The sequence below is a fragment of the Streptomyces sp. MA5143a genome (assembly GCF_900290235.1).
Lineage (GTDB): Bacteria > Actinomycetota > Actinomycetes > Streptomycetales > Streptomycetaceae > Streptomyces.
In genome coordinates this window covers 50,190-76,033 of record NZ_OLMK01000127.1, presented here as the reverse complement: position 1 = coordinate 76,033, position 25,844 = coordinate 50,190, and the positions used below count along the sequence as shown (strand labels likewise).

At 69.6% G+C, this 25,844-nt stretch carries 23 protein-coding genes; 16 read left to right on the top strand and 7 right to left on the bottom strand.

Features of this window, described 5'->3' with window-relative positions; genetic code table 11:
• Positions 1–231: 231 nt before the first annotated feature.
• Positions 232–675, top strand: coding sequence for a hypothetical protein (locus SMA5143A_RS40080; protein WP_146194035.1), 444 nt, complete (start codon positions 232–234; stop codon positions 673–675).
• 263 nt (positions 676–938) lie between these two features.
• Complete coding sequence (locus SMA5143A_RS40075) at positions 939–1,532, top strand: lytic transglycosylase domain-containing protein (RefSeq protein WP_146194034.1); 594 nt, start codon at positions 939–941, stop codon at positions 1,530–1,532.
• Between the two features lie 145 nt (positions 1,533–1,677).
• Here the strand turns inward: SMA5143A_RS40075 and SMA5143A_RS40070 are convergent, their stop codons facing one another.
• The 7 genes from SMA5143A_RS40070 to SMA5143A_RS40040 form a co-directional block, all read right to left on the bottom strand.
• Positions 1,678–1,917, bottom strand: coding sequence for a hypothetical protein (locus SMA5143A_RS40070; RefSeq protein WP_258194013.1), 240 nt, complete (start codon positions 1,915–1,917; stop codon positions 1,678–1,680).
• Between the two features lie 170 nt (positions 1,918–2,087).
• Entirely contained in the window at positions 2,088–4,154 is a 2,067-nt protein-coding gene (locus SMA5143A_RS40065; RefSeq protein WP_258194012.1) for an ATP/GTP-binding protein, read from the bottom strand.
• Positions 4,155–4,629: 475 nt separating this feature from the next.
• Positions 4,630–6,117, bottom strand: coding sequence for an SCO6880 family protein (locus SMA5143A_RS40060; RefSeq protein WP_107467717.1), 1,488 nt, complete (start codon positions 6,115–6,117; stop codon positions 4,630–4,632).
• A gap of 3 nt (positions 6,118–6,120) precedes the next feature.
• Complete coding sequence (locus SMA5143A_RS40055; RefSeq protein WP_107467716.1) at positions 6,121–7,251, bottom strand: hypothetical protein; 1,131 nt, start codon at positions 7,249–7,251, stop codon at positions 6,121–6,123.
• Positions 7,248–8,024: a hypothetical protein gene (locus tag SMA5143A_RS40050; RefSeq protein ID WP_107467715.1), complete on the bottom strand. Its 777-nt coding sequence runs from the start codon at positions 8,022–8,024 to the stop codon at positions 7,248–7,250. The genes SMA5143A_RS40055 and SMA5143A_RS40050 overlap by 4 nt, the downstream gene beginning before the upstream one ends.
• Positions 8,025–8,043: 19 nt before the next feature.
• The gene (locus SMA5143A_RS40045) at positions 8,044–8,325 is read right to left on the bottom strand and encodes a hypothetical protein (RefSeq protein WP_107467714.1); all 282 of its coding nucleotides are present in this window, start codon (positions 8,323–8,325) and stop codon (positions 8,044–8,046) included.
• A 308-nt stretch (positions 8,326–8,633) separates the two neighbouring features.
• The gene (locus tag SMA5143A_RS40040) at positions 8,634–9,317 is read right to left on the bottom strand and encodes a response regulator transcription factor (protein ID WP_107467727.1); all 684 of its coding nucleotides are present in this window, start codon (positions 9,315–9,317) and stop codon (positions 8,634–8,636) included.
• A gap of 487 nt (positions 9,318–9,804) precedes the next feature.
• Between SMA5143A_RS40040 and SMA5143A_RS40035 the strand changes: the two genes are divergently transcribed.
• The 14 genes from SMA5143A_RS40035 (at position 9,805) to SMA5143A_RS39965 (ending at position 25,836) form a co-directional block, all read left to right on the top strand.
• Positions 9,805–11,283, top strand: coding sequence for an amino acid--tRNA ligase-related protein (locus SMA5143A_RS40035; RefSeq protein ID WP_181362255.1), 1,479 nt, complete (start codon positions 9,805–9,807; stop codon positions 11,281–11,283).
• Positions 11,284–11,611: 328 nt separating this feature from the next.
• Positions 11,612–12,484, top strand: a complete 873-nt coding sequence (locus SMA5143A_RS40025) for a sugar phosphate isomerase/epimerase family protein (RefSeq protein ID WP_107467711.1) — start codon at positions 11,612–11,614, stop codon at positions 12,482–12,484.
• Positions 12,481–13,908, top strand: a complete 1,428-nt coding sequence (locus SMA5143A_RS40020; RefSeq protein ID WP_107467710.1) for a pentapeptide repeat-containing protein — start codon at positions 12,481–12,483, stop codon at positions 13,906–13,908. Before SMA5143A_RS40025 ends, SMA5143A_RS40020 begins: the two co-directional genes overlap by 4 nt.
• Positions 13,905–14,606 (top strand): PIG-L deacetylase family protein, encoded by a 702-nt coding sequence (locus tag SMA5143A_RS40015; RefSeq protein ID WP_181362254.1) that lies wholly within the window; start codon positions 13,905–13,907, stop codon positions 14,604–14,606. The genes SMA5143A_RS40020 and SMA5143A_RS40015 overlap by 4 nt, the downstream gene beginning before the upstream one ends.
• 185 nt (positions 14,607–14,791) lie before the next feature.
• A complete protein-coding gene (locus SMA5143A_RS40010; protein ID WP_146194033.1) occupies positions 14,792–16,090 on the top strand; it encodes a UDP binding domain-containing protein in 1,299 nt (432 codons plus the stop codon).
• The gene (locus tag SMA5143A_RS40005) at positions 16,087–17,265 is read left to right on the top strand and encodes an aminotransferase class I/II-fold pyridoxal phosphate-dependent enzyme (RefSeq protein WP_258194011.1); all 1,179 of its coding nucleotides are present in this window, start codon (positions 16,087–16,089) and stop codon (positions 17,263–17,265) included. The genes SMA5143A_RS40010 and SMA5143A_RS40005 overlap by 4 nt, the downstream gene beginning before the upstream one ends.
• Before the next feature lie 17 nt (positions 17,266–17,282).
• Complete coding sequence (locus SMA5143A_RS40000) at positions 17,283–18,032, top strand: YggS family pyridoxal phosphate-dependent enzyme (protein WP_375136602.1); 750 nt, start codon at positions 17,283–17,285, stop codon at positions 18,030–18,032.
• Between the two features lie 61 nt (positions 18,033–18,093).
• Positions 18,094–19,506: a DUF6421 family protein gene (locus tag SMA5143A_RS39995; RefSeq protein ID WP_107467706.1), complete on the top strand. Its 1,413-nt coding sequence runs from the start codon at positions 18,094–18,096 to the stop codon at positions 19,504–19,506.
• Positions 19,503–21,035 (top strand): class I adenylate-forming enzyme family protein, encoded by a 1,533-nt coding sequence (locus SMA5143A_RS39990; RefSeq protein WP_107467705.1) that lies wholly within the window; start codon positions 19,503–19,505, stop codon positions 21,033–21,035. Before SMA5143A_RS39995 ends, SMA5143A_RS39990 begins: the two co-directional genes overlap by 4 nt.
• Positions 21,036–21,176: 141 nt before the next feature.
• Positions 21,177–21,992, top strand: coding sequence for a phytanoyl-CoA dioxygenase family protein (locus tag SMA5143A_RS39985; protein ID WP_107467704.1), 816 nt, complete (start codon positions 21,177–21,179; stop codon positions 21,990–21,992).
• Between the two features lie 47 nt (positions 21,993–22,039).
• Positions 22,040–22,759, top strand: a complete 720-nt coding sequence (locus SMA5143A_RS43345) for an aspartate/glutamate racemase family protein (RefSeq protein WP_181362253.1) — start codon at positions 22,040–22,042, stop codon at positions 22,757–22,759.
• 22 nt (positions 22,760–22,781) lie between these two features.
• Positions 22,782–23,864 (top strand): hypothetical protein, encoded by a 1,083-nt coding sequence (locus SMA5143A_RS39975; RefSeq protein WP_107467703.1) that lies wholly within the window; start codon positions 22,782–22,784, stop codon positions 23,862–23,864.
• Positions 23,864–24,655: a class I SAM-dependent methyltransferase gene (locus SMA5143A_RS39970; RefSeq protein WP_107467702.1), complete on the top strand. Its 792-nt coding sequence runs from the start codon at positions 23,864–23,866 to the stop codon at positions 24,653–24,655. Before SMA5143A_RS39975 ends, SMA5143A_RS39970 begins: the two co-directional genes overlap by 1 nt.
• Positions 24,652–25,836 (top strand): class I SAM-dependent methyltransferase, encoded by a 1,185-nt coding sequence (locus tag SMA5143A_RS39965; RefSeq protein WP_107467701.1) that lies wholly within the window; start codon positions 24,652–24,654, stop codon positions 25,834–25,836. The genes SMA5143A_RS39970 and SMA5143A_RS39965 overlap by 4 nt, the downstream gene beginning before the upstream one ends.
• Positions 25,837–25,844: the final 8 nt, after the last annotated feature.

The following is a 25,844-nucleotide window of genomic DNA, read 5'->3' as shown; positions in this document are numbered from 1 at the left end:
ACCGACTTTCACCGAGGTAGTAAGCAGCAGGGAGAACATTTCCCTTGCCCTTCCGGCTTTCCCACGAAAGCAAGCCGCGGGCCGGGACATTTGCCTCTGGCGGGAAGAACGGCTCCTCGGGAATGCTGAGCACCAGGCACCGAGAGTTGCCAGTCGTAGGAAAGGGCGTTTCGGACAGGGAGCAGCGGATTCTTCCTCCGACACGTCGCCGGCCCCCCGAGAGGTGAAACCTTGTCCAAGCACGCTCCCTCCAAAGGCCGCCGGGCGGCACTGACCGCCGCGGCATCCGCATCCCTGATCGCTGTGGTGGTGGCGCTCTTACCCAGCGCCAATGCCGACGAAGGCGACACGGCACAGCCTCTGAAAGTCCTGAAGAGCAGCTTCGCGCAGCTCTTCCCCGACGCTCAGTGCCTGGTGGCCCTCAACCAGACCACTCGGGAGTTCGCGAACGTCAGGGAGATCGGTGGCGCACAGGCACCGGGCACCAAGGACCTGATCGACACCCAGATCAGCGCGTCCACCGGTGATGAACTGATGTTCTTCGCGGTCCCCCAGGCCGACTGCAATGCCGCTGACAACGGCAAGGTGACCATTGACCGGTTGGCGGAGAAGCTTCCGGGCCCGGACGGGGTCGTGGTGGACCTGAGCCGTGAGGGAACCGTGACGCGGCGATAAGTCTGCTGCGTGAATCCTGCGCGTCGAAGACCCGTCGACCCGGGCGACCATCAGTCCCCGTCAGTTCGCTGACGGGGACTCTGCGTTGCGGCAGAACGGTTCGACTTCCGCTTTCTTTGCCGCGATCAAAGAATGCCAGGAGATGATGGGCGGACGATATTCCTGAAGTGCGATGTAATTGCTGGGGAAGAGCAGAGGAGAGGACGACTGTGGCCGGTGGCCTCCAGAAAATCGCCGTGTGGTCCGCTGGAGGGGCGCTGGCCGTGTGCTTGTTGCCCCTCGTGATGATGGTGGGCCTGTCCGGCTCCAGACTGACGGACGGGGACGGTCAGCGGCAGCAGGCATTCGATTCGTCGAGAGTGCCTCCCGCCCATGTGAAATGGGTGATCCGCGCCGGCTCCGTCTGCGACATCGTGACGCCGTCGGTCGTGGCCGCGCAGATCGACGCCGAGACCGGATGGCTGGCGGGTACGGCGGAAGGCCTCCCGGACACCTCCCCGACTCCCTCCCCCACGGCACCCACCCCGTCCGAGCCCCGGGCGCTCGTGGGGTTGAGCACCTCGGCGTTCAAGGAGTGGGGCTCGGACGACGACGGCAACGGCACCGCCACACCGCTCGATCCGGGGGACGCCATCATGGCGCTGGGCCGCTTCGACTGCGCCCTCGCCGAAGGAGTCCAGCGGCTCAAGGAGAGCCGAGCAGTCTCCGGTGACACGCTCGAACTGACCCTGGCCGCCTACCATTCCGGACTCGACACCGTGGAGCGGAGCCGAGGGGTCCCGGAGGGCGAGGCACGAGACTACGTCCGCCGGGTCCAGAAGCTGATCCCACGCTACGAGACCGGCTCCGGCCGCTGAGCACTCCCGAGGGCCGTCCGCGCCGTCGGCATCGCCCGGCCTGGCGGCGCGACACCGAAGCGGGCGGCCCTCGACAGGTCGCCCGTAGGGGCGGGCTGTGATCGCCTCCCCGCAACGGCCCGGCCGACGGCCGTGTTCGACGCCGTCACAGAAGAAACGCCACAAGTGGTCCGGCTGTCACCGCGAGCACGCAGGCGGTCAGGACCAGTACGAACCTCTCCATGAAGTCCCCGACGCGCTGCCGACCGGACTTGACGGAGACGGCCATCGAGGCGCCCAGCCAGAGCAGGCCCCCGACCCCCGCCACCGTCACCAGCCAGGCGAGCAGACTCAGGACGTCGTCGAGCGGGGCGGTCACGGAGGGATCGATGGCCAGAGGGTTCATCAGGGCGGGTCCTCTCATGGGTGGTGTCGGATTCGGTGCGGGGCCGTCACCCAGCCCCGCACCCCGGCTCGGCCGGCGCCCCACTGGACAGGGCGCCGGCCGAGGGGCGTTCTTGCCGCGTCGAGCGGTGACGATCAGTGGGCCGACGTCGGACGCCCGGCCGGCATCGGCTACGACCTGCCCTGGCTCTGGCGCTGCGGCCCGACACGCCTCAGCACGGCGGTGGATTCGACCGACGGAACCGGGTACGGCTCCGCGGCCGGCGGACGCGGTCGGGCGGCCTCCGGCGCCCATGTCGACCGGGTCGCCGGTTGCGGGGACCAACCAGCCTGCGGGGCCCACGCCGTCTCGTCCACCGGCAGTACCGACGGGCCCGGCCGGCCGTGCCGGACCTGCGCGGCGTGTTGACGGTGCCGGGCCGACCGGACCTCCGGCAGGTACAGCTTCATGGTCAGTTCAGGAGCCGTCGGCGCGGGAGCGGTGAAGGCACGTGCCTCCTCCGACCAACGGGAGCTGGTGTCGTGCAGCGCGAGTTCCTGCTGGGTCACCGCGAGCCGGAAAGGAACTCCGGGGCGGCCACCGACCTTGATCAGGAACTTGCCACGGCCGGGTGCTCCGTCCGGACTGTCGACCGTGTTCCAGCCCTCCGGTGAGGACCAGGACGAAACGAGGTCGATCTCGGCCCGCGAGAGATGCACGATCCTGCTCAGATCCTCCAGCTCCCGCTCCGGCAGCCCCGCGCACACCACCATGCCGGCGCGCTCCGCCAGCCCGTCCGCCTTGGCCCGGTCCGCACTCGAATCCAGAGCCGCCGCGTCCTTCAGGGTGTGCGTGATCATCACGCTTCCGACGCCCATGGTCCGGTTGAGCCGGGTCAGCGCGTCGATCCTGTTGACGATGCCCGAGGCGGCGCGCAGCGGGCGCCAGAGTTCGTCGAGCACGGTGAGGTACCACCGTTGGGGTGCGAGCCCGGCGTCGGCGAGCGCGGACGCCGCCGCCACCGCGCCGAGACCGTCGGACCAGGAGGCGAGCATGGCCGCCGCCGTCAGCTGGGTGTCGGCCTCGCCGATCCGGGAGATGTCCATGCACACGGCGGGAGCGTCGAGGTCCATCCGTGTCGTGCTCTCACCGGCGAAGCAACTGCCCAACGCGCCGCTCAGAATGCCGATGAGCGAGCGGAGCAGCGGATCCACCGCCTCCTGGTATCGGTTCGCCTGGCCCCGGTCCAGGGCGACCGACCTGAGCCGCGGCGGGCCCTCGTCCAGGATCCTGATCAGGTCGGGCAACGTCGGCGGTCGTCCGGGAGCGTGACGTTCCATCAACAGGTTCAGGCACACGGAGAGGATGGCCTGCTCGTGATCGTCGACCTGTCCGGAGCGGACCACCGAGATCAGGGCGGTCAGGGTGTTCAGCACCCGTCCATGTGCCTCGGCGGCGAGCGCCTCCCCGGCGCGGCCGCCGATCCGGTGTGCGGTACGGCCCATGGCGCCGGGATCGAGAACGTTGATGCCGCCCACTCCGCGACCGATCTTGACGACCTGTCCGCCCAGGGCACGTACGGTTTCCGCGTAATCCGGCTTGAGGTCGCCCAGGACCATGGGGACCACGCCGGTCGCGGCGAGACCGATCAGCATGCGGTTGACCAGCGTGGACTTGCCCAGCCCGGGCATTCCGAGCATGAACATGGACGGGTTGGACAGATAGTTGGCCCGGGCGAACCAGGAGATGGGGTCGCCGCACACCGTGGTCCCGGTCCGCAGATGGGGCCCGAGCGGTACGCCGGTGGTGGGAGCCGTGGCCGAAGCCGCGAAGGGCCACAGACCGCACGCCTGCACGGTGGTGGCCCGCCAGAGTGACGGGGGGTCGGCATGGCCGACCTGGCCACCGCCCGGGCCTGTCCACCCCCGGGTGGTGAGCTTGTCGGCGGTGGGCTGCACGACGGGGCCGTCGACGCTGTACGGCACCCTCTTGCGGCGTCGGTCGGGCTTGGCCGGCGGGGCGGTGCTCGTGCCGGGTGCTTCCTTGTCCGGCCGCCGGCCCCCGGTCCCGGGCTCCTCCTGGCCGCGCCGCCGCCCCACGGTGCCCAGCTCTTCCCTGTCTCGCCGTCCGGGTGCCGCCGCGGCCCCGTCGGCCGTGGGATCTCCCTTGCGCCGCCGCCCTCTCGGCTCCCGTAAGGGCTGCTCGTCCTGCTGCGGCACGGGCTCCTGCCGGGGCTGCTTCCGCCGATGTTTGCTCATGGGTGCTCCCTACGTTGTCGGCCGGTCCGGGAGGACTGGACGCGAGCTGGTGGATCGCCTCTGCCAAGGCCCGGGAACCTCACCGCTCCCACCCCCGGGCGTCCCGTCCGCCGGTCGTGGAAGCGGGTGCCGGGCAGCGGAACGGAGGAGGTGCGCGGGGCCGGGGCGTAGGCGGAGGAAAGGGCCGTCGGTCGGGCGGCGGGTGCGATGCCGTGGTGTTCTCCCCACCCCGGCGAGGAACCGACGCACCACGGGTTCTGCCGGCGCTCCCACGAAGGGGGCGCTCAGTCCGTCCCTGACGCGGAAGCGGCCGGGCGTCCCTCCTGAGGACGCCCCTCCTGAGGACGCCCCTCCTGAGGACGCCCCCGCGACGACTCCGGCGGTTGCGCGAGTCCCGGGAGGAGAGGGGCACGCCACGTACTGATACGTGCGGATGCGACGGGAGTCTCAGCCGAGGCCCTGTCTGTGTGGCTGCTCACATCGCGTCCCTGATCTGCTGCGGTATGAGGGTGAGTTCCCAGGGCAGCAGGCCGACGGGAAGCGTGCAGGTGAAGGCCGACGCCTGGGTGCGGCGGGCCGGGCGCAGCTGGATCCGGGCGGATGCCTGCTGTTCCTCGATGAGCGACTCGGCTCGGTTCAGCTGCAACTCGGTGTCCACCGTGACGGTGGCCATGATCGAGAACTCGACGAGTCCGGCCCCAGAGGCCTCCTCCTGCGCGGTCTGCTCGACGGCCGTCAACTCGGCCTGCGCCCGGGCATTCATCTGCTTCTTGCCGTTCGTGGAGGCCTTGAACAGTGCCGCCCGCCGGTCGGCCTCGACAAGCCGGGCGGCGGTGGCCTGGGGCAGCGGGCGGTAGAACAGGGCGATCCGCTTGCGGCGGATGTCCTGCGTGGGCATCAGCAGTTCCCGGAGGACGGACGAGTAGACCGCTCCCCGCGGCGCGAGTGAGAGCAGCCAACTGCGCGAGTAGGAAGCGTCGTGCTCATAGTGGTCCGGGGTCTCCAGGGCGACCGCGGGGCCCGCGTCCGCCCATGCGAGACCGGTGTCGCCGCCGTCCTCGCGAGCGGCCGCGATCCGGGGGGCCACGGCCGGCTCGAACGCCGCGCGGACGCTCTCCGCGATGTCCACGGCGGTGAGCGGCCGCACCGCGGTGGTGCCGGCTCCGACCAGCCCGGCCGCCAGCGCGGGGATACGGTCGGCCAGTTGCTCGGCGACGGCGGCGGGACGTTGTCTGGCCCGGGGCGGCTGATAGGTGAGGGTGATGTAGACCTTGGTCTCCGACGCGGTCACCGGGTTGGCGTTGACCACTTCCTCCAGCACGGAGCGGGACAACGGTGGTGCCTCGTCGAGGATCCGCGGCAGTACCTCCGCGGCGAGCCGGACACCGCTTTCGGGAGCGGTCTCCACGACGACGGCCGCACCCCGCAGCCCCGGCTCCTGGGCGAGCCTGGCCAGCCAGCCGCCCCAGCCACCGACCCAGCGGTCGACCTGGTCGGTGTCGACCAGCGAGATGCCCTCGGCTTCGCACCCCAGGACCAGGGTGTACAGATTGCGGCCCTGGTGATGGAGTACGCCGGCGGGGCGGCCGGACGGGTCCCGGGTCTCCAGCATGGCGACCTTGGCGAGCAGTCCGGGCGGGGCGAAGCGGCCGCCCGGACGCCGGGAGAGCGGGCCGGAGACATAGACGGTGGAACCCCTGGAGCGGCGGAGCGACCATCCCATGCGTACTCCCAGCGTGTTGAAGACGGTGCGACCGTCGGGTGTGCGTAGCGCGAAGGCCCCCGTCAGCAGGGCGACGAGGACGAACGTGACGGCGGCGGCCCGGACCGAGATCAGCGAGACGAGCAGGGACAGGACGATCCCGCCCAGCATCACGCCGGTTCCGATCAGCCCCAGCGAACCGAGACCGGGCGGGCTGGGGCGCCGCCAGTTTCCGTAGGTGCGCGGTGTGTCCGTGGGCATGGATCAGCCCCCGCCCTGGTCGTTGGTCGAGCGGATCACCTTGGTGGCGAAGTTGCCCGCGATGTGTCCGGCGGTGCCCATGGCCTTGGCCGCGGCCGGGTTGCCCGCCGGAGGCTTGGCGGCCGGGGCTGGGGATGCCGGGCCCTCGGGCGGGGCGCCGCTGCCGGTCGGCCCCAGGGCGGACTTCGCGCCGCCGCCCGGGGAGGAGGGCATGGGAACCGGGGGCGCGGCGCCGGTTGCCGCCAGGGCCTTGTACCCCTGTTTCCCGAGGTCGGCCAGGTCCGAGGCGGCGTCGAGGACCATGCCGCCGCCGGAGGCGCTGCCGAGCGCGGCGGTCGCCGGGACGACGAGTTTGAGGAGCGCCGGCAGCGCGAACACGGCGAGGACGAGCATGCCGAGGCCGGCGATATTGGCGTCGAGCCCGGCACTGTCCTGGGTCATGGCGGTGGCGGAGTAGATCACCAGGGCCGCTGCGGGCTTGTAGAGCAGCCAGGCGATCAGCCAGCCGAGGTGTTTGCGCCACCAGTTCTCGCCCCAGCCCGTCATCGACGCGCTCGCCGCCAGTGGCAGGGTGCCGAGCAGGAGGATCAGTACGCCGACGCGCACGTACATCAGGACGATCTGCACGATGGCCGCGAGCATGACGACGATTCCGAGCACCAGGATCAGACCCGGGACGCGCAGGGTGACGACGCCCAGGATCGTGGAGGCTCTGTCGCCGAGTTCCGATCTCTCGTACACGTAGGAGGCGAAGTTGTCGGAGGCGGTGGCCAGTCGCTGGAAGATCCATGTGCCGGCCGTGGCGACGAGCAGTACCCGCAGCATGCCGCGGATCACCGGGCGCAGCGGTTCGCCTCTGCGGTCCATGGCCATCTTGAAGGCGGCGACGAGCAGCGAGGCCACGGCGATGTAGGCGACCAGCCACTCCGTTTCCGCGTTGATGTCCTCGATCGCGCTGCTGCTGCCGGCGGCCGACCCGACCCGCAGCCAGACGCCGTTGAGGGACTTGAGAACCTCGGCGGTGGCGTTGCCGATGGCCTCGGCGAAGAGCTGGACCGCGGTGGACACCACGGCCTTGGCCGGAACCTCGACGGCGCACTTGAGCGGGTTGGTGATGCATTTCAGGAAGCTCATCGGTCCTCCCAGAGGACGAAGCCCGTGGTGCCGCTCACGGCGACGAAGGTGGAGGTGAGAGATCCGTCCGACTGCGGGACGAGCTTCCAGTCGCCGTCGTTCCAGGACATCGCGACGGAGGTGGCGACATAGGCCCCGTCGGGCCGGCGCACGAGCAGTTGCACGGTGGCGCGACCGGGGGCGTAGTCGAGGACGTTGAAGCCGTCGTACGTTCCCAGCTCGCCGGGGGCACCTCCGGCGTCAGCGTCCGTCACGGCCGCGCGGGCGGCGATGAACTGACGCCGTCCCGATCCGGGGACGAGCTGTGTGCGGGCGATGTCGCGCCAGTGCGGGCCGCCCATCTGGCTCGGGATGACGTGGGCTGCGAGCACGGCCCCGGTGGCGCTGCGCTCGAAGCAGGTCCAGGCGGTGGAGGTGCGTCGCAGGGGGCCGCTCGTCCGCGAGGTCGGCAGGAAGGCACCGCCCAGTTGTCTCCATGCGACGTCGGCCGGTACGGCGGCCGGGCCGTCCCCGCGCCGTGCGGGGCACGAACGGGTCGTACCCGTCGCGTCGTCCTCGGTGTCGCCGTCCTCCGCGGTTGAGGCTCTGCGGTCAGGGGCGGTGTCGGCAGCGGATCCGCCACCCGGGTCGCCGCCGGTTTCGCTGATCATGTTCATGAGCGCGGTGACGCAGACCAGCAGCAGGAACACGGCGGCGCCGATCCAGCCCTTCTGCCGCCAGAACGGCTGCCGCCAGTGCTCACCGCTCTGCGACTGGTGTCCAGCTTTCTTCATCTCGGACTCCGGCCGCCCGTCAGAGGACGAAGCTGACGATGGGTCCGGCGGTGCTCAGCAGGACGCATCCGATGAGCACCGTGAGCATGTGACCGATGTGGTCCTCCGCGTCGCCCCTCTGTAGTGAGCCGGCCATCTTGGCGGCGACCACCACGATGCCCAGGACTGCTGCGGCGGTACCCAGCCAGGCCAGCAGACCGAGCACCGTGTCGGCCTTGGCGATGATCTCCTGGGGAGCGTCCGGCTGCGGTGCGGGGACGTCCGCGGCCATCAGGTGGACGCCGAACTGGGACTTGGTCATGTCCGTTCCTTCCGGATTCTTGCGAAGACGGCGCAGCAGCCGGGCACACGAGAGGTGTGCCGCGCCTGCTCGCCAGGGGGTCGCCTGGTCGGCACGGGGCCACAGGCGTGCGGTACGAGGGGAGTTGGACCTGCGAGGGGAGTTGCACCTGCGAGGCGGCCGGTGGGGCCGACATCAGGTCACTGTTCCGGCGGAGTCGCCATCGGCCATCGGGGCCGCTTCCGCATCGGTCGGATGCGCACGGCGGGGCCGGGACGCGGCAGGGTAGGGGTGGGGTGCCCGCGTGGTGCCGGTGAGGTGCGTTCTTCTCAGCCGTCGACGGTCGTCAGCCGGTAGCCGAAGCCGCGAACCGTTTCGATGGATCTGACGCCGAAGGGAGCGTCGATCTTTCGACGCAACATGCAGATGTGCCACTCGACGACGGCCGGGTTGCTCCGGTAGGTCATGTCCCACACCTCGTCGAGGATCACCTTCTTCGACACGGCTTTCCCGGGGTGCCGGGCGAGTTGGACAAGGACCGCGAACTCACGTGCGGTCAGGGTGATGTCGCGCCGGCCGCGGCCGCAGCGTCGGTGCACCGGGTCGAGCCACAGGTCGCCTATGCGCAGCAGCCGGTCGACCGAGCGCGTGCCGCGTCGCGTCAGGGCGCGCAACCGTGCGAGCAGTACCTCGCGCGAGCACGGTGTGCGGAGGTAGTCGTCGGCCCCCGCGTCGAGGGCTTCCACTTCGTCACGTTCATCACCTTTCTGTGTCAGTACGAGAATCGGCACGTCCCTTCTTCTTTTTCTCAGCTCGGCGCACGTCCGACGTTGGGTCGAACCGGACTCCGGGATGTCCATGAGGACAGCCATATAGGAGTGCCGCCCCACCAACTGAGCAGCAACGCCCTTGTCCACCACCAGATCCACCGAGTAATCCGCAGCCTCCAGACCTTGCCGGAGGTCAATCCCCGCGGATGGATCCGCTTTCAGCACCAGAATGTCGGCGGCCATGCATCGCAGCATGCCACAGGATTCCGATCTAAACCTCCGGTTGCCTAAATTCCTCTCGCCGCTGCAGAAGACGGCCGGACGACCGATCTGCGGCCCTTCACCCGGCGATTTCCCCACCCAATTCGGACAGTTCACCCCTCGGACAGCCCTCGGACGGACGTCCACTCATCCCCGAGATTGATTCTTCTGGCGCATCGACCGACCGTACTTTAAAGTTCAGGAATCCGCCCGATAGCGGTGTGAAGTCCGTACTTCACTCGTTCAATGCACTTTCCGCTCAGCCACTCTGGGTATCCCTTGTCCCCTCTATGGGATGGAAGTTTTGGATACACCGCGAGCCTCTGGGAGCAAAGGCAAAGCGATGCGCAAGAAATACCTCGAACATACGGTCTTGCCGACCGACCGCATCACCACCCGTCGGAGGTTGATCACCGAAGGCAGAAGCCCTTATTCCCGGGCCCTTCGGCCGACCCACTCCCTCGGACAAGTGCACCGCCTGTACGACGAGCTCCCCCCTGACACCGCGACCGGCGACACCGTCGTCCTCGTCGGCCGGGTCGTGGCCCACCGAGCCCACGGAGGCATGGGCTTCGTCGACCTGGCCGACGGCGACGGCGACATCCAGCTCATCCTCAGCGACGACGCCGCGGAAGCCCCTCATCTGTACGCGAGTTGGCAGGCCGACGTCGATCTGGGGGACCATGTCGGCGTCACCGGTGAGATCGTCACCAGCCGCACAGGTGCCCTCTCGCTCCGGGTCACCCGCTGGGAACTCGCCACCAAGGCCTTGCGCCCGCCGCCCGGCCCTGCCCGGGTCGGGCTCCGCTCCCCGCGGTCCCGGGGCCGGGGCCGGGGCGGCGAGCGACTCGCCACCTACCAGCGGATGATGCTCGACCGCCGGGAGGCGGCACGTTTCAAGGGCCGGTCGGCGGTGCTGCGCGCGGTGCGGGACGAACTGCACTCCGCCGGCTACCTGGAGGCGGACACCCCGTTGCTGCACCCCGTCCCCGGTGGCACCGCGCTCCCCTTCCAGACCAGGATGAACGCCTGGCGGGTACCGCTCTATCTGCGCGGAAGCACCGAGCTGTACCTGAAGCGGCTGGTGGTCGGCGGTGCCGAGCGGGTCTTCGAACTCGGTCATGTCTTCCGCAACGAGGGCACGGGGGTCGCCAACCATCCCGAGTTCACCGTATGTGAGGCGTACGCCGCCCACACCGACTACACCGTCGGCGCCGAGACGGTGGAGCGACTGGTTCGTGCCGCGGCGGTGGCGATCAGGGAGGCAGAAGGGCCGACCCCGATCACCAGAGCGGTGCTGGGCGGTTCCGACGACCGGCCAGACCACCCGTACAGGCCGTTCACCCGGCGCTCCCTCCATCAACTCCTCTCGGAGCACCTCGGGGAGCAGGTCACCTCCGCCACCTCTGCCGAAACGTTTACTCGCCATGCTGACCGCCTTGGCCTCCCTGTGCCGGCCGGCACGCCCGCCTCGGCCCTGGCCCTGCTCCTCTTCCGCAAGGCCGTACGGCCGACACTGACCGAGCCCACCTTCGTCGTCGACCTCCCCTCGCGTGCCGCACGGTTCGCCCGCCCCTGTTCCGGTGATCCCCACCTAGTGGAGGCCTGGAGCCTGATCCTGGCGGGCACCGACATCGGGCAGGGCTGCACGGAACTCACCGACCCGGTCGAACAGCGCCGTCGGCTGACCGAGCAGCAGCGTGAGCCGGGTCTGGAACACCTCATGCTGGACGAGGACTTCCTGGCCGCTCTCGAACACGGTCTGCCCCCACTCGGCGGCTTCTCGTTGGGCGTCGACCGGCTGGTCGGCGCTCTGCGCGACGACGGCCGCCGGCTCAGCGACCAACAGTGCCTCGCGCTCGAACGCGTCGGCGCCCTCGGCAGGACGGACGGTGAGGCGCCCGGGCACGGGGCGGAGCAGGAGACCGACCGTTCAGAAGCGAGCTGACCATGGGCTTCCCCGATCACCTCGACGCGTTCCTGAAGCATGTCCGCCGCGGTGTCCACCCGGCCCGAGGCTGCCTGTCACCCCGCGTGGCGGTCCGTGCGGTGCCCGTGCCGGCCGGCGACATCCGGTCGGCACCACGACGGATCCCCCTCCCGTCCGTCCGTCTCGCGCCTGGCGTGCTCCCGGGCGACACCCGCGTCCTCGTCCCACCGGCCGAGGCAGACCCGCCGAGCTCCCGGCGGAGGACAGCCTGGTGAGACCCGGCCGAAAACCCCCGGGGCCCTCGGCACCCGGGGTACCGAGACCTGTCCCACCGCCCGCTCTCGGGGTGTCCACCAGCGTGCTCGCCGACCGCGGGCAGCTGGACGCGCTCCTGCCCTACGACCCCGAGGTCGTCGAGTTCTACAACTACCCGAGCACGATGGTGCCCGAGCTGACCAGGTTCTGCGCCCGCCACTCGATACGGCCGGCACTCCACACGCCGGTTCCCTACGACCTGGCGGAGCCCTTGCGACGGTTCGCCCCCACGGGGCCGGATCCCGAGGAGGCCGCACGCGCCCTACGCCTTGCCCTGCGGACCATTCGGCTCGCGGCGGACCTGAACGCGATCCATGTCGTCGTCCACTTCCCCAGCCCCTATCCCCCGTACCCCACCGAGGGATTCGCGGAGCGCTGCGCCGAGTTCCTGTCGGAACTCTCGGAGGCCGCGCGCTCGCACCATGTGTCCGTTCTGGTGGAGAACATGACCGGGCACCCCCTGCTGCACTCGCCCGAGCAGTACGCCCGTGTTCTGGAGGACACAGGTCTGGGCCTCTGCCTGGACCTGGGGCACGCGCACCTCCTCGACGACGGTGGCGGTCCGCTGGCCTTCGGACAGGTCCTCGGTCCCACCGTGCGCAGTATGCATGTCTACAACACCACTGCCGACCGCTGCGGAGAGCACGGACACGAGGCCGCCGCGCCCGGCCAGACGAGCCGGGACGGCTATATGGACCTCGGCACCCTGCTGCCCCGACTGCTGGCGCTCACCCGCCCGCCGGTCGTGATCATGGAGCACAACCCCCTGCCCGCCGGTTCACATGGCCCGAACGGACCACGGCGCACGGCGGACTGGCTCCGTCAGCTCATCTCCCGCATGGCGGCCCCGCCCCAGGCGCCGGCAACACACCCCCTTTCCCCTGTGTCGAAAGAGATGCGATGACCCAGCTCTCCCACATCGAGCTCCTGCGGTCCATTTCCGAGGCGACCGGCAAGGAACGCGCGGAACGACTCAAGGAACTCTCCGAACTGACCCAGCGGCTGATCGACTCGACAGGCCGCGGTCTGTCCCTCTCCGAGGCGGACCTGTCCAACCTCCGCCTCGACGAGGTCGATCTGCGCCGGGCCACCCTGAACCGAGCCGTGCTGCACGGCACTCAGCTCCAGCGAGCCACCCTCGACGAGATCACCATGGTCTGTCCGGGCATGGAACGCACCAACCTCTCCGGAGCGAGCCTGCGCTCCGCCTACGTCCACGCGCTGGCCGCCCAGACCTGCAACTTCGACGGCGCCGACCTGAGCGAGCTGCGCGACGCGACCGGAACCCTCTTCCACGGATGCAGCATGCGCGGCGTCCACCTGGACGGCAGTCACCTGGCGGGCAGCTCGTTCTACCAGTGCGACCTTTCCGACGCCTCGCTCAGCCAAGCCAACCTCCAGGGCTCACTCATCAACGAGTGTCTCCTGGACGACGCGGAACTCTTGGGCTGCTGCTGCGACCAGCTCACCGTCACCAAGACCAGTCTGCGGGGCACCTCCTTCCAGCGCGCCTCCGGACGAGGTCTGGTCCTGCAGAGGTTGACCGCGTCCGACGCTCTGAACCTCACCGACGCCGGCCTGCCCGAGCTGCGGCTGTCCGACATCAGCGGGCGGGACTGGAGAGCGGCCGGGCTCAAGGCTCCCCACGCGGACCTCACCGACGTGACCGCCCCGGGCGCCGATCTCACCGGTGCCGAACTGAGCGGCGCCCGGCTGCTGCGCTGCTCCCTGCCGGACGCGGCGTTGACCGGCGCGCTGCTCAACAACGGCAAGATCGTCGGCGGTGACCTGCGCCGCGCGGACCTGCGGGGCGCCCACGGCGAGAACCTGAGCATCGTGGAGGCCGACCTCACCGAGGCCAACCTCACCTCCTTCACCGGCCGCTGTCTGACGGTCCGGGACGGCAACCTCGCCCGGGTCGTGCTCCGGTTCGCCAATCTCTACCGGGCGATGATCACCGGTGACCCACCGCGTGGCATGAGCCTGCGCGGCGCCGTTCTGGAGGGCGCGACCCTCGTACAGGCCTACCTCGCCGCGGACCTCCGGGACGCGGACCTCAGCGGCGCCAACTGCGCCTACAGCCGCTTCAGCCAGTCCGACCTGTCGGGCGCCCGGCTGGACGGAACCAACATGTACCAGTCGACCTGGGTGAAGGTCACCCTGCACGGCGCCCGGGTGAAGGGGGTCCGCGCTCCGGTCTTCGCCGACCGCTGCCCCGGGTTGCGGAGCGCGCTGAGCCAGGCCGAGGGACCGGACGCCGCAGAGTTCCGCACCTTCCTCGACTCCTTCGACGCCGCCCTCGCAGCCGGCCGCAAGGGCTCGACGTGACCCTGCTGGGCGACCGGGTGCTGGTGATCGCCGCCCACCCGGACGACGCGGAACTCGCCGTGGGCGGCACGATCGCCGCCCTCACCGGCAGGGGTGCGAAAGTCACCGTCGCCGTGCTGACGGTGTCGGAGACGATCTCCGACAGCGAGCCGGACCGGCGCACCCGCCGGGTCGCGGCGGCCGAATCCGCCGCGGCCGTCCTCGGCCACGAGCTCGTCTGGATCGCCGACGGACGGCACGACCAGGTCGAGGACCTGCCCGTGTACCGCGTCGTGACCCTCCTGGACGACCTGCTCGACCGGGTCCGCCCGGACACCGTGATCAGTCACTGGGACGGCGACTCGCACACCGACCACGTGCGGCTCGCCCAGGCCGTGATCTCCGCCTCCCGACGCTGCCCGCAGGTCACCTTCCTGCAGTTCGGCCCGAACGAGCACCGGACCATCCGGCACGCGCAGTTCGTTCCGACCGTGTACGTGCCGATGGGTGACCACAGCGCCACGAAGGCGCGGGCTCTGTCCTGCTACAGCTACCCCGGCCAGGGGTTCCGCGCCCTCGACCTGGAGACCGTCGAGGCCTTCGACCGGGCGCGCGGAGCCGCCGTCGGCACCCTGGCCGCCGAGGGGCTGGTCGTCGTACGCCACCGCCCCGACCCCGGCCCGACCCCGCATCAACCGCCTCAGCACACGAACCGCTGACCTCCGCCGCAGCACCTTGCTGCGGAGCAGGCCCTCAGCCTGCCTGCACACGAGAGCGAGCACCTGCCTTGAGCGTTGCGATCGAGCAAGAACCCCGAGACGAACAGGGAAACCGACTGACAGCCGGGAGGGAACAGCCGTCCGACACCCGGTCCGACGGCCTCTCCACTCCCTGTTCCGAGCTGGTGACCGGACGCAAGGCGTCCTGTGTCTGGGGGCTCGGATACATCGGCTGGTCCACGGTGGAAGCACTGCGGGCCGAGAACATCAGAGTCCTCGGATACGACGTCAGCGCCGGCCGGGTGGCCGCGCTGCGGGACAACGAGGGCCCCGGACTCGAAGTGACGGACGGCCGGGACCGGGCGCTCACCGAAGACATCGCCGTCCACTTCGTCTGTGTCCCCACCGAACGTCAGGCCGAGCCGTACTCCGACGCCCTGCTGGACGTCTTCACCTCGATCTGCCGTGCCACCGGAGCCCGCGCCCGGCCCGGCACTCCCCCGCTGGTGATCATCGAGTCGACCCTCACCCCCGGCACCGTGGAACAGCTGCTGCTCCCGGTGGCCGTCGAGGCCGGGCTCGTTCTCGGCCGGGATCTGTTCCTGGCGCTCGCACCGCGCCGGGACTGGTTCCTCGCGGAGGGGTACGGGCTGCGCGACCTGGACCGGGTGTACGGCGGGGTCAACGACGCCTCGGCCACCGCGGCGTACGAGGTGCTGTCGCTGATGTGCGACACCCTGCACCGGGCCCAGGGCCATCTGGAGGCGGAACTCGTCAAGTGCGTGGAGAACTCCTACCGCCATCTGGAGATCACTCTCGCCAACCAACTCACCCTGGGCTACCCGCACGTCGACATGGTCGAGGTGCTGCGGCTCGCGGGAACCAAGTGGAACATCGGCACGTACCACCCCAGTTTCGGCACCGGCGGGTACTGCATCCCGCTGTCCAGTCGCTATCTGCTGCGGGGCGCGGCACACCCCGAGGAACTGTCGTTGCTCTCCCAGGCTGTCGAGACCGACACCCGGATGCGCTCGCTGGTCGCCGAGTCGGTGGCCGACGGCCCGGTGGTGATCCTCGGCCTCGCCTACAAGGGAGGCATCAAGGTCGCGACCCTCAGCCCCACGATCCGCATAGCCGAGGAGCTCACCCGGCTCGGTGTGCCGTTCTCCGTGCACGACCCGATGTACGCGGACGAGGAGATCGAGGCGCTGCTGGGGGTCGGCACCGCCGTGCGGGACCTCGCCGACGCCATCCGCGAGGCGGCCACCGTACTGATCGTCCCCGACCACCCCGAGTTCCGGGGCGAGCCGTTCCTCGGCCTGCTCACGGAGGAGCGCAAGTCGCCGCTGCTGATCCTGGACAACCACGGGGTGCTCGCCGACCACCCGTCGTGGCCGGAACGGGTGACGTACCGGCGAGCGGGCAACCCCCTGTGGCTCGACTCCGCGACGGTGAGCGCACCGGCCGAGAAGGACCTGGTGTGACGCCCGACCGGCCAGGCCGTCGCGTGCGGCTCGCCGGCGTGGGGAGCAACATCTTCACCGAGATGTCCGCGCTCGCCGTCCGGCACCACGCCGTCAACCTTGCTCAGGGGTTCCCCGACACCCCCGGGCCGGACTCCGTCACCGAGGCCGCCGTCAAGGCGTTGTACGCCGGGCACCACCAGTATCCACCGGTCCCGGGACTGCCCGCGCTACGCGCGGCCGTAGCCGATCACCAGCGGGACCGGTACGGCATCGCGCTCGACCCGGATTCCGAGGTCGTCATCACCACGGGTGCCTCGGAGGCACTCGCGGCGGCGCTGCTCGCCTTCGCCGGGCCGGACGACGAGATCCTGGTGCTGGAGCCGTACTACGACTCCTACGCGGCGGGTGCGGAACTGGCCGGTGCCCGACTGGTCCCGGTCCGCCTGACCGGCCCGGAGTTCCGGTTGGACGCCGACGCGCTGCGCGCCGCCGTCACCGCCCGCACCCGGGTCCTGCTCCTCAACAACCCCCACAACCCCACCGGCACGGTGATGAACGAGCGGGAACTCGCCGAACTGGCCCGTGTCGCCGTGGAGCACGATCTGGTGGTGATCTCCGACGAGGTCTACGAGCATCTCGTGTACGAGGGCACTCACCGGCCGATCGCCGCCCTGCCAGGGATGTTCGAGCGCACCGTCACCGTGGGCTCGGCCGGCAAGTCGTTCTCGTTCACCGGGTGGAAGGTCGGCTGGGCGACCGGCCCCGCCGACCTGGTGGCAGGTGTCCTCGCGGTCAAGCAGTACCTGTCGTTCGCCTCCGGTACCTCCTTCCAGCATGCTGTGGCCGAGGCGTTGCGGCTGCCCGACAGCCACTACACCGATCTCCGCGACTCCCTCAAGGTCCGGCGAGACCTGCTGGTCGACGGGCTGCGCTCGCTCGGCCTTCGGCCACGGGCACCGGAGGGGACGTACTTCGTCCTGGCCGATGTACGCCCCCTCGGGGCAGTGGACGGCCTGGAGTTCTGCCGGGACCTGCCACGCCGGTACGGGGTCGCCGCCGTACCCGGTCAGGTCTTCTACACGGACCCGGAGGCCGGCCGTCACCTCGTGCGCTTCGTCTTCTGCAAGAGGGAGGACGTACTGCGCGAGGCGCTGCGCCGACTCGCCCCGTTGGCGATCGACCGCCATCGATGACCATGGAGTGCCTTTCTGTGAGCGATTCGACCACCCTTCCCCCCGAGGCCTTCACACCCGCGCGATCACGGGCCGTCGAACTGGAACGCAACGTCGGCATCGTGCGGTCCCGCATCCACACCGCGTGCCGTGCGGTGGGGCGGGATCCCTCGGACGTCACCCTCGTGGTCGTGACGAAGACCTGGCCGGCCGCCGACGTACGGACCCTGGCCGCCCTCGGTGTCACGGACGTCGGCGAGAACCAGGACCAGCAGGCCTCGGCAAAGGCCGCCGAGACCGCGGACCTGCCGCTGCGTTGGCACTTCCTCGGTCAGTTGCAGCGCAACAAGGCCGCCTCGGTGGCCCGTTACGCGGACCTGGTCCACTCCGTCGACCGGCTGTCCCTCGTCGACGCCCTGGCCCGCGGAGCGGAGCGGGCCGAACGGCGGTTGCGTTGTCTGGTGCAGGTCAACCTGGACAGCGCCCCCGGCCGAGGTGGCGCAGCGCCTTCCGAGCTGCCCCGTCTGGCCGACGCCGTCGCCGCCCGAGCCCCTCATCTGGAACTGGCCGGCGTCATGACGGTGGCGCCGCTCGATCGCTCGCCCGCGTTGGCGTTCGAGTCGCTCGCGGTTCTGCACGAGCGTCTGCGGGACACCCATCCGGGCGCGGTGATCCGTTCCGCGGGCATGAGCGGGGACCTGGAGGCGGCGATCGCTTCGGGCGCCACGCATGTCCGCGTGGGGTCGGCCATCCTCGGCACCCGCGCCCCGCGCCACCCGGCGGCCTGAGGGGAGGTTCCTTCCCGCACATGATGCGCCGTTGCTGGAACGTACCAGAGGAGGAGCCAAGGTGACCGGACCGGACAGCTCATGGCCGGCCGTCGAAGAGAGCGTCGTCAAGGATCCGGCGTGGGCCGTGCTCAAGGGTGCGGTGGAGGCCCTCAGATCCTGGCAGGCGAAGGACGGTTCGATCGCCTTCCACGCGGAGGGGGCCCCGTCCCGCGACGAGGTCCGCAGCGCTGTCGTCACTGTCATCGGCGCACTCGGGGAACTCACCCCGCGGCTTCCCCATGACGCCGACTACCACCGCGCGCTGGCGGCCGATCTGCGTCACTGGGCCGATGGCGGCTTCAGCAGGCCCGACTTCCTCGACTCGTTGCTTGCCTTCACACCCGCCGACGAGCGCCGAGACGGGCGCGAGCATCTGGTTCTCTTCCCCATGCGCAGCCAGAACGCGGCGGCTGAGATCCGGTTCGAGGCCGTGATAGTGAGCCTGGTGTGGCCGCCATGGCTGGCCGAACTGGAGCGTACCCGGTTCGACAACCCGGTGTTCGTGTCGGTCGCCCTGGAGGACTACACCCCGGGATACGCGGGCAACAACGCCACCCTCTTCCCTGAGACGGTCGCGGTGCGAGCCACTCCGGGGCACTTCACATGGGGTGGCCTCTTCTGCGATCGGGAGGCGGCCCGTTTCCGCCTGGTCGCGGCAGAGGCCGCACGGGTCCTTCGCTTCGACGTACCCGCCGAGGCCGCCGGGCTGCTGGCTGACCAGAGGCTGGCAGAGCAGACGTTCGCCGCCTGGGACCTGGTCCATGACCGGGCACACAGTCGTGGCTCGCTGCCGTTCGATCCGTTCATGATCAAACAGCGCGCGCCGTACTGGATGTACGGCCTGGAGGAACTGCGATGCGACCTCACCGCGTTCAGCGCGGCGGTGGACCTGGCCACCGAGGCGGACGTCGGGACGCGCGCGTTCGGCCCGCGTATCCAGTACGCGGTTCTGTTCGAGCGCCTTTTCCGCTTCCCACTCACCGGTGACAGAGTCCGCAACTATGACAGCCTCGCCGGACAGTTGCTCTTTGCCCGTCTGCGCCGGCACGGTGCCATGCGGTGGATGGACAACGCCATCTCGTTCGACTGGGATCGCGTCCCCGAGGCCGTGGCGCTCCTGCGCGATGACATCGAAGTGCTCTACCACGATGGCGTCGACCGCCCACGCCCCATCCAGTGGTGGGCTGCTTTCCAGTTCATCGCTGAATCGATTCCACCGCATCCCGGCTCGATCTGGGCGAAGGGGCCCGATGCACTAGATTTCAGTCGCCCCAGGCGGGAAATGGTCGACGCGACGATGCCTGATGAGTTTCCACTCAGCATCTTCTACGAGAACCTCAAGAAACAGCTAGGCGGAGTGATCGCGGCATCCAGTGGACTCAGTCGCGCGTATGACGGCGCGACCCGGATCGAAGGAGGCATGCCATCGTGACCTCGTACAGCTTCATCTCGGGCGAGAAGTGGGAATTCAACGAGAAGGCTCGTGTGGATTCCCTGGTGCTCGACGCATGCCGACGATTCGGTACCTCACCCGCAATCGTATGCGGCGACATCACGATGTCCTTCGAGCAGCTTCTTTCCAGGGCGGATGAAATCGCTACGACGCTGGCGGCGACAGGGACAGTGCCCGGTACAACTGTCGCGCTGGCCGTGGGAAACCGCCCTGGAGACATCGCCGCGCAGTTGGGTGTCTGGCTCGCCGGCTGCTCGGTCGTTCCGCTCAATGTGGCGCTCCCCCCGAAGGCGGTCGAGCGTGTGCTGCGTCGTTCGGGAGCACGGCGGATCGTGTCGGCCGAAGGCGCTTTGCCGTCGAGCTGGGCGGGCCACTACCCGTCGCGCGTGACGCACCCGCGCGAGGGGCTCCAGGTCGTCGAGCTCGACGCTCCTCGCGCGCCGGTCGAGGTGAAGCAGGACACGGCGCTGGTGGCGTTCTCGTCCGGGTCGACCAGTGAGCCCAAGGCAATCGAGCTGGCCCATGCCGCCTTCGCGAACAAACTCATGGCCATCCAGTCGGTCCTCGGCTTCCGCCCGGGGCAACGCGCACTGCATGTACTGCAGTTGAACTTCACCTTCGGACAGTGGACATCGCTGTTGACGCTCCTGACAGGCGGGGTGCTCGAAGTGCTCCCGGCCTTCAGCGCCAGGAAGGTGAGCGCACGGCTGTCCGAGGGGGACATCGACCGTGTGGCCGTGGTCCCCACCATGCTCCGCATGCTGCTGCGGGTGGCCGGTTCCGGTCCCGCCATCGACGCGGCGGCCCGCGGCGACGTCGGGCCGGGCCTGTGGATCACGGGGGGCGAGCCGCTCTCGGCGGGACTGGGCCGGAAGGTGCAGCAACGCTATCCCGGTTCGTCGATCACCGACGTCTACGGCCTCAGTGAGACCTCGACCTCCGATCTCATACTGCGGGCGGAGCACTACGCGGAGGGCGCCGGCACGATCGGCACGCCAAGTCCCGGTGTGTCCTGCCGGATCGACGCGGCTCCGGGCGAAGCCGGGGAGATCTGCATCAAAACCCCCTTCCTGATGTCCGGCTATCTCTCCTCCGACGAGGCCACGCACCCATCCGAACCGGACGGCTGGTTCCGTACCGGGGATGTCGGCAGGCTACGACCGGACGGCCGTGTGGAAATCGTCGGGCGGGAGAAGACCATGATCTCCCGTGGTGCGGTCAAGGTATCGCCCCTCGAGATCGAGTCCGCCTACGCCGAAAATCCTTCCTGGACCGACTGCATAGCGGTCGGCGTCCCCGACGACGTCCTCGGCGAGCGGATTCATCTCCTCATCGCTCTGGAAGGCGACTCGCCTGCTCCCGAAGAACTGCGACAGTGGGGCAAGGCTCACTTGGAGCCAGGAAAGATTCCCGACACGTTCCACATCGTGAACCGCCTGCCCCTGGGCGAGACGGGCAAGGTCGACCGCCGGGCGGCTGCGGCGCGGGTCCGGCGCATACCGGCATGAATGCCGACATGAATCCCGGCATGAATGCCGACATGAATCCCGGCACACGGGCCGCGCCGGGCCGGTGCCGAACACTCCCCCATTTCTCCAGCGAACCCTCCATTTCTCTTCCCCCCCCCCCCGAAAGACGAAGGTGCACCCATGACTCTTGACGCCACCCAGGTACGGTTTTTCGAGACGTTCGGGTTTCTTCATCTTCCCGGTCTGATGAAGAAGGAGATCGGGCGGATCACCGCGGCGTTCGAATCCGTGTGGGAAAGGTCGGGCCGCGAGCGGACGCCGGGGAAGCGGGCGTGCCTGGTTCCCTTCATCGATCGCGACGCCTACCTCAGCGGCCTCCTCGACGACCCACGCATCAAGACCATTCCGAGTCAGCTCCTGGGCCCCGACTTCAACTACTGCTCGTCGGACGGGAACCTCTACGCGGGGGACACGACCTATCACTCGAACCCGTTCTCCGGAGGTCTCGCGGCGCTGAAGGTCGCGTTCTACCTCGACCCGGTCGGCGCCGACTCCGGGTGTCTTCGGGTGTTCCCCGGCAGCCACAAGTTCGACGACAGTTACGCCAAGTCACTCAGCAGCAACATCGATTCCGCCACCGAGGTATGGGGACACGAGCAGTCCGAACTGCCCGCCATACCGATTCCCAGCGAACCCGGGGACGTGGTCGTCTTCATGCACGGCATCAAGCACGGTTCGTTCGGAGGTGCGCAGGGCCGCCGGCTGTTCGTCATGAACTTCACCGAGCACTGTCCCGAAGAACTGCTGCCGGCGCTGAGGGACCACATCGGCTCGATGGCCCGCTTCTGGAACGACAACTACTACGGCGAGGCCATGCTCGCCACCGCGGGCCCCGAACGTATGCGTCACCTCCGGCAGATCCTCGACAACCAGGACCATCTGCCGTCACTCGTCGCCCGCTGCCGTCAGGAGATGAGCGGTCCGGCTCAGGGGTGATCGGGCCGGTTCCACGAAGGCGACGGAAGGCGACGGAAGGTGACCGCATGACCGGGAGCGACCTCCCGACGCGAAAGATCGGCCTCCTCGGCGGAATGAGCTGGCCCTCCACCATCACCTACTACCGCGAGCTGAACCGCCGCACGGCCGCGGTTCTCGGCGGATCTCACTCCGCGCACCTCATCGTGTGGTCCGCCGACTACCACTTCGTCGAGCAGGCCCAGCTCCAGGGTGACTGGCAGGAAGCAGGTCGCCTGGTGGGGGAAGCCGCCGCCGCCCTGGAGGCGGCCGGCGCGGAGTTCCTGGCCATGGCCTGCAACACGATGCACGCGGTCTCCGACGCGATACCCCGGTACTCGTCCCTGCCGTTCGTCAGCCTCGTCGACGCCACCGTCGACGCCCTCGACGGACGCTCCCGGGTCGCCCTCCTGGGCACGAGCACCACCACGTCGATGCCCGCCTTCGCCGACGCGTTCGCCACCGGTGGCATAGAGGTCGTCGATCTCGGAGCGGAGGCACAGCGGGAGCTGGACAGGATCATCTACTCGGAACTGTGCCTCGGGCATGTCGTGCCGGAATCCGGCCAGTGGCTGCGAAGGCTCGGAGAGGACGCGACGGCTCGTGGTGCCGAGGCAGTGATCCTCGCGTGCACCGAACTGAACCTCCTCCTCGACGACAGCGAGCCCGCCCGGGTGCCGTGGCTCGACACCACCGTGGCGCACATCGACGCGATCGCTCACGCGGCCCTGCGCCCCACAGATCCCTGAGGAAGCCGACAGAGGAGAAACCGTGTCGACCACAACGAGCAACGACCTCGAGTTCGTGGGGCTTTCGGCCTCACTCGGCGCCGAGATCCGCGCACTCCGGGAGCACGACGGCGACCGGCTGCCCGCCGGCGTCGTCACCGAACTGCGCCGCAGCGGCCTCACACGCCGCGTCATGAGTACGGCGTACGGCGGATCCGAGGAGTCCCTGCCGGACTTCACCCGCACGCTGAGAGCGGTCGCCGAGCTCGACGGCTCCACGGCCTGGCTGATCATGGTGTGGTCCCAGGGCAACCTCATCCTGCCCCGGCTGACCCCGGGGGCGCGCGACCGAATCCTCGACGACCCCGGTTCCCTCGTCTCCGCCACATCGGCGGGCAGCGGCAGCGTGCGCGACGACGCGGGCGTGCTCAGGGTGAGCGGTCGTTGGAACTATCTCAGTGGCGTGTGCCACGCCCAATGGGTTCTGGTCCACTGCACGGACGAGAGGACACGGGAGACCGTCGGTGTGGTCCTGCCTGCCGACGATCTCAAGGTCGACCGCACCTGGCAGGTCATGGGCCTGTCCGCCACCGGGAGTCACTCCGCTGCCGTGGACGACGTGGCGGTGGGGCCGGAGCAGTTGTATCCCCTCGACAGGTTCGACGAGAGCGCGGTGCTCACGCGGCACGATCTGCTCCCCCACCGTATGAGCTTCGCGCTCCACATGGCGGCGGTGTGTGTCGGGCTGGCCCGTGGCGGCCTGCGTGAGGTGGGTGAGCTCCTGCGGGGTGCCCGCGACCACCGCACGGTGGAGCTCGGCGAACAGGCCGGCCGGCTGGTGATGGCCGAGGCCGCTCTCGATCGCGCGACCGCCCAGGTGTGGGACGGCGCGGCGGTGGACGGCTGGACGGAAACCGAGATCTCGGCACTGGCCCGGGCCGTCTGCCGCACGGCCGCATCGGTGACCCAGGCGGTGTTCGTCCTGGCCGGTTCCCGCGCCAACTTCACCACTCTCCCCGTGCAGCGCCACCTCCGTGACGTTCTCGCGGCGAGCTCGCACGCCAACGTCGGTGTACAGCGCTCCTCGGCCCTGGGTGAGCTGCTGACAGGGGAGGGTGGCCACTGATGGCGACACCGGACCGCACCACCGCCGAACCGAGCCCGGCGTCCACCGGCCGCGGGGCCTGGGAGCCCGGATGGCGTCACCCCGAGGGAACCCGTTCGATCGACCTCCGCTATCTCGATCGCGACCCGCGCACCACCGACCGGCCGTACTTCGGCCCCGTTCTCGAACTCGCGGCGGGGAACCGGCGTCGCGACGAGAGCCTCCGTCTGCTGGACGTGGGCTGCGCCAACGGCGCCTTCGCCCGGTACGTCATCGAGCGGTGTCCAGGATGGGACGTCAGCGGGATCGACGTCCTTCCCGAGCTCGTCGACGCGGCTACGGCGGCTGTCCCGGAGGGGAGGTTCTCCGTCGCCGACATCTGCACACCGCGGTCCCTCCCGTCCGAAGAGTTCGACGTCGTGACCGCTCTGACGATCCCCAGTCACTTCGACTCCCTGGACCAGTGGCTTCCCCAGGTGCTGCGGCTGGTCGCTCCCGGGGGTGTCGCGGTCCTCTACGGCCCGTTGAACCCGTCGCCGGTGGATCTGATCTGCCGTCTGCGCTACGCCGGCGGGAGCGAGGAGTGGCTGCCCGGCTGGAACGTGCTCTCCCAGCAGACCTATGACGCGTTCCTTGGGGGGCGCGTCCGGTCCTGGGCCTACCACTATCCGAAGGTGGCGACCCTGGGCTACCCGGCCACCGCTCCGGCCGACGGCCTGTCCAGCAGGATCGTGCCGGCGCCCGACGGACAGCGATTGGGCAACTCCTCCGGACTGACCTACCACATGGCCTGCGTGGAGATTCATCGATGAGTACGGTCACGACGTCGGCGGGGGCACCGCTGAAGCTGATCAGCCCGACCAACGGCGAAGCCCTGCGCCCCGTGGCGGCGAACCTGCTGAGCGACGGCGAACGCCTGTGGCCCCATTTCGACGACTGCTACTACCTGCGGGTGGGCCGGGAGGCCCTGGTCGACGAGGTCGTGTCGCTCATCCGACGAGACCGGCGCGAGCAGGCACTCGCCCTGTTGCTGGGCGACCGTCGCAGCGCGGACATCCCCGCGCCCGACCCCCGCGACGTGCGTGAGGCGTTGCGCACGGGGCTGTCCTTCCACGAGAGCATCGAGTTGCTCGGGTACGGAGGGCTGGGATGGTACTTCGAGCACCGGTGGATCATTCCCACGTATCTCAGCGGGCTCTCCCTCCTTCATTGGCGGGCCCCGCGCCACCGGAGCATCCTGGAGATCGGCGCCGGACTCGGCCATCTGACCGCCCACTGGGAACGGATGGGCGGGGGCGACTCCCTCTGCTCCGACGTGGTCTTCTCACATCTCTGGCTGTCCCGGCGTTACCTGCGTACCGGGCGCGTCTCGGTGTGTTTCGACGCGAACGGGCCGTTCCCGCTGTCCTCCGGCTCGGTCGACACCGTCCTCGGGCACGACTGCCTGCACTACCTGTCCGACATCCCGGGCGCCCTCTCGGAGATGCGACGTGTCGCGTCGTCCGGGAGGCTGCTCATCGGCCACGCACACAACGGGGAAGCCGAGAACTTCTCCCCGGGGCACCCACTCACGCTCGGTGAGTACACACGTCTGCTCGCCCCGAGTTCCGTCTACGACGACGCCGAGATGACCAGCGCGTGGCTGGAGCAGCGGCCGCCACGGCCGCTCGCCGCCACCTCCGGGAGCGCCGCCCAGGCGTTCGCCTTCGTGGCCGGTGAACCTCCCACGGACCCCGTGGGAATCCTCCCCGTCCCGGCTCCGTCCCGACGCGGCGGCATCACGGTGAATCCGTTGCTCAGTGGTGCCTCCCCGGCGTGGCCGTCGGAGAAGTTCGTGGCCGAGTACGTCCGCCCCTTCGCGTATCTGGACAGCCTCCGTCGCCCGAGCGACGCCGAGCTCTCCGCGGTCCGGCAGGGCACGGCACCGGATGACGATCTGCGGCGGTGGCTGGCCATGGGCGTCCTCGTCCGCTCCCCGGGGGCCTGGTACTGAGCACACGG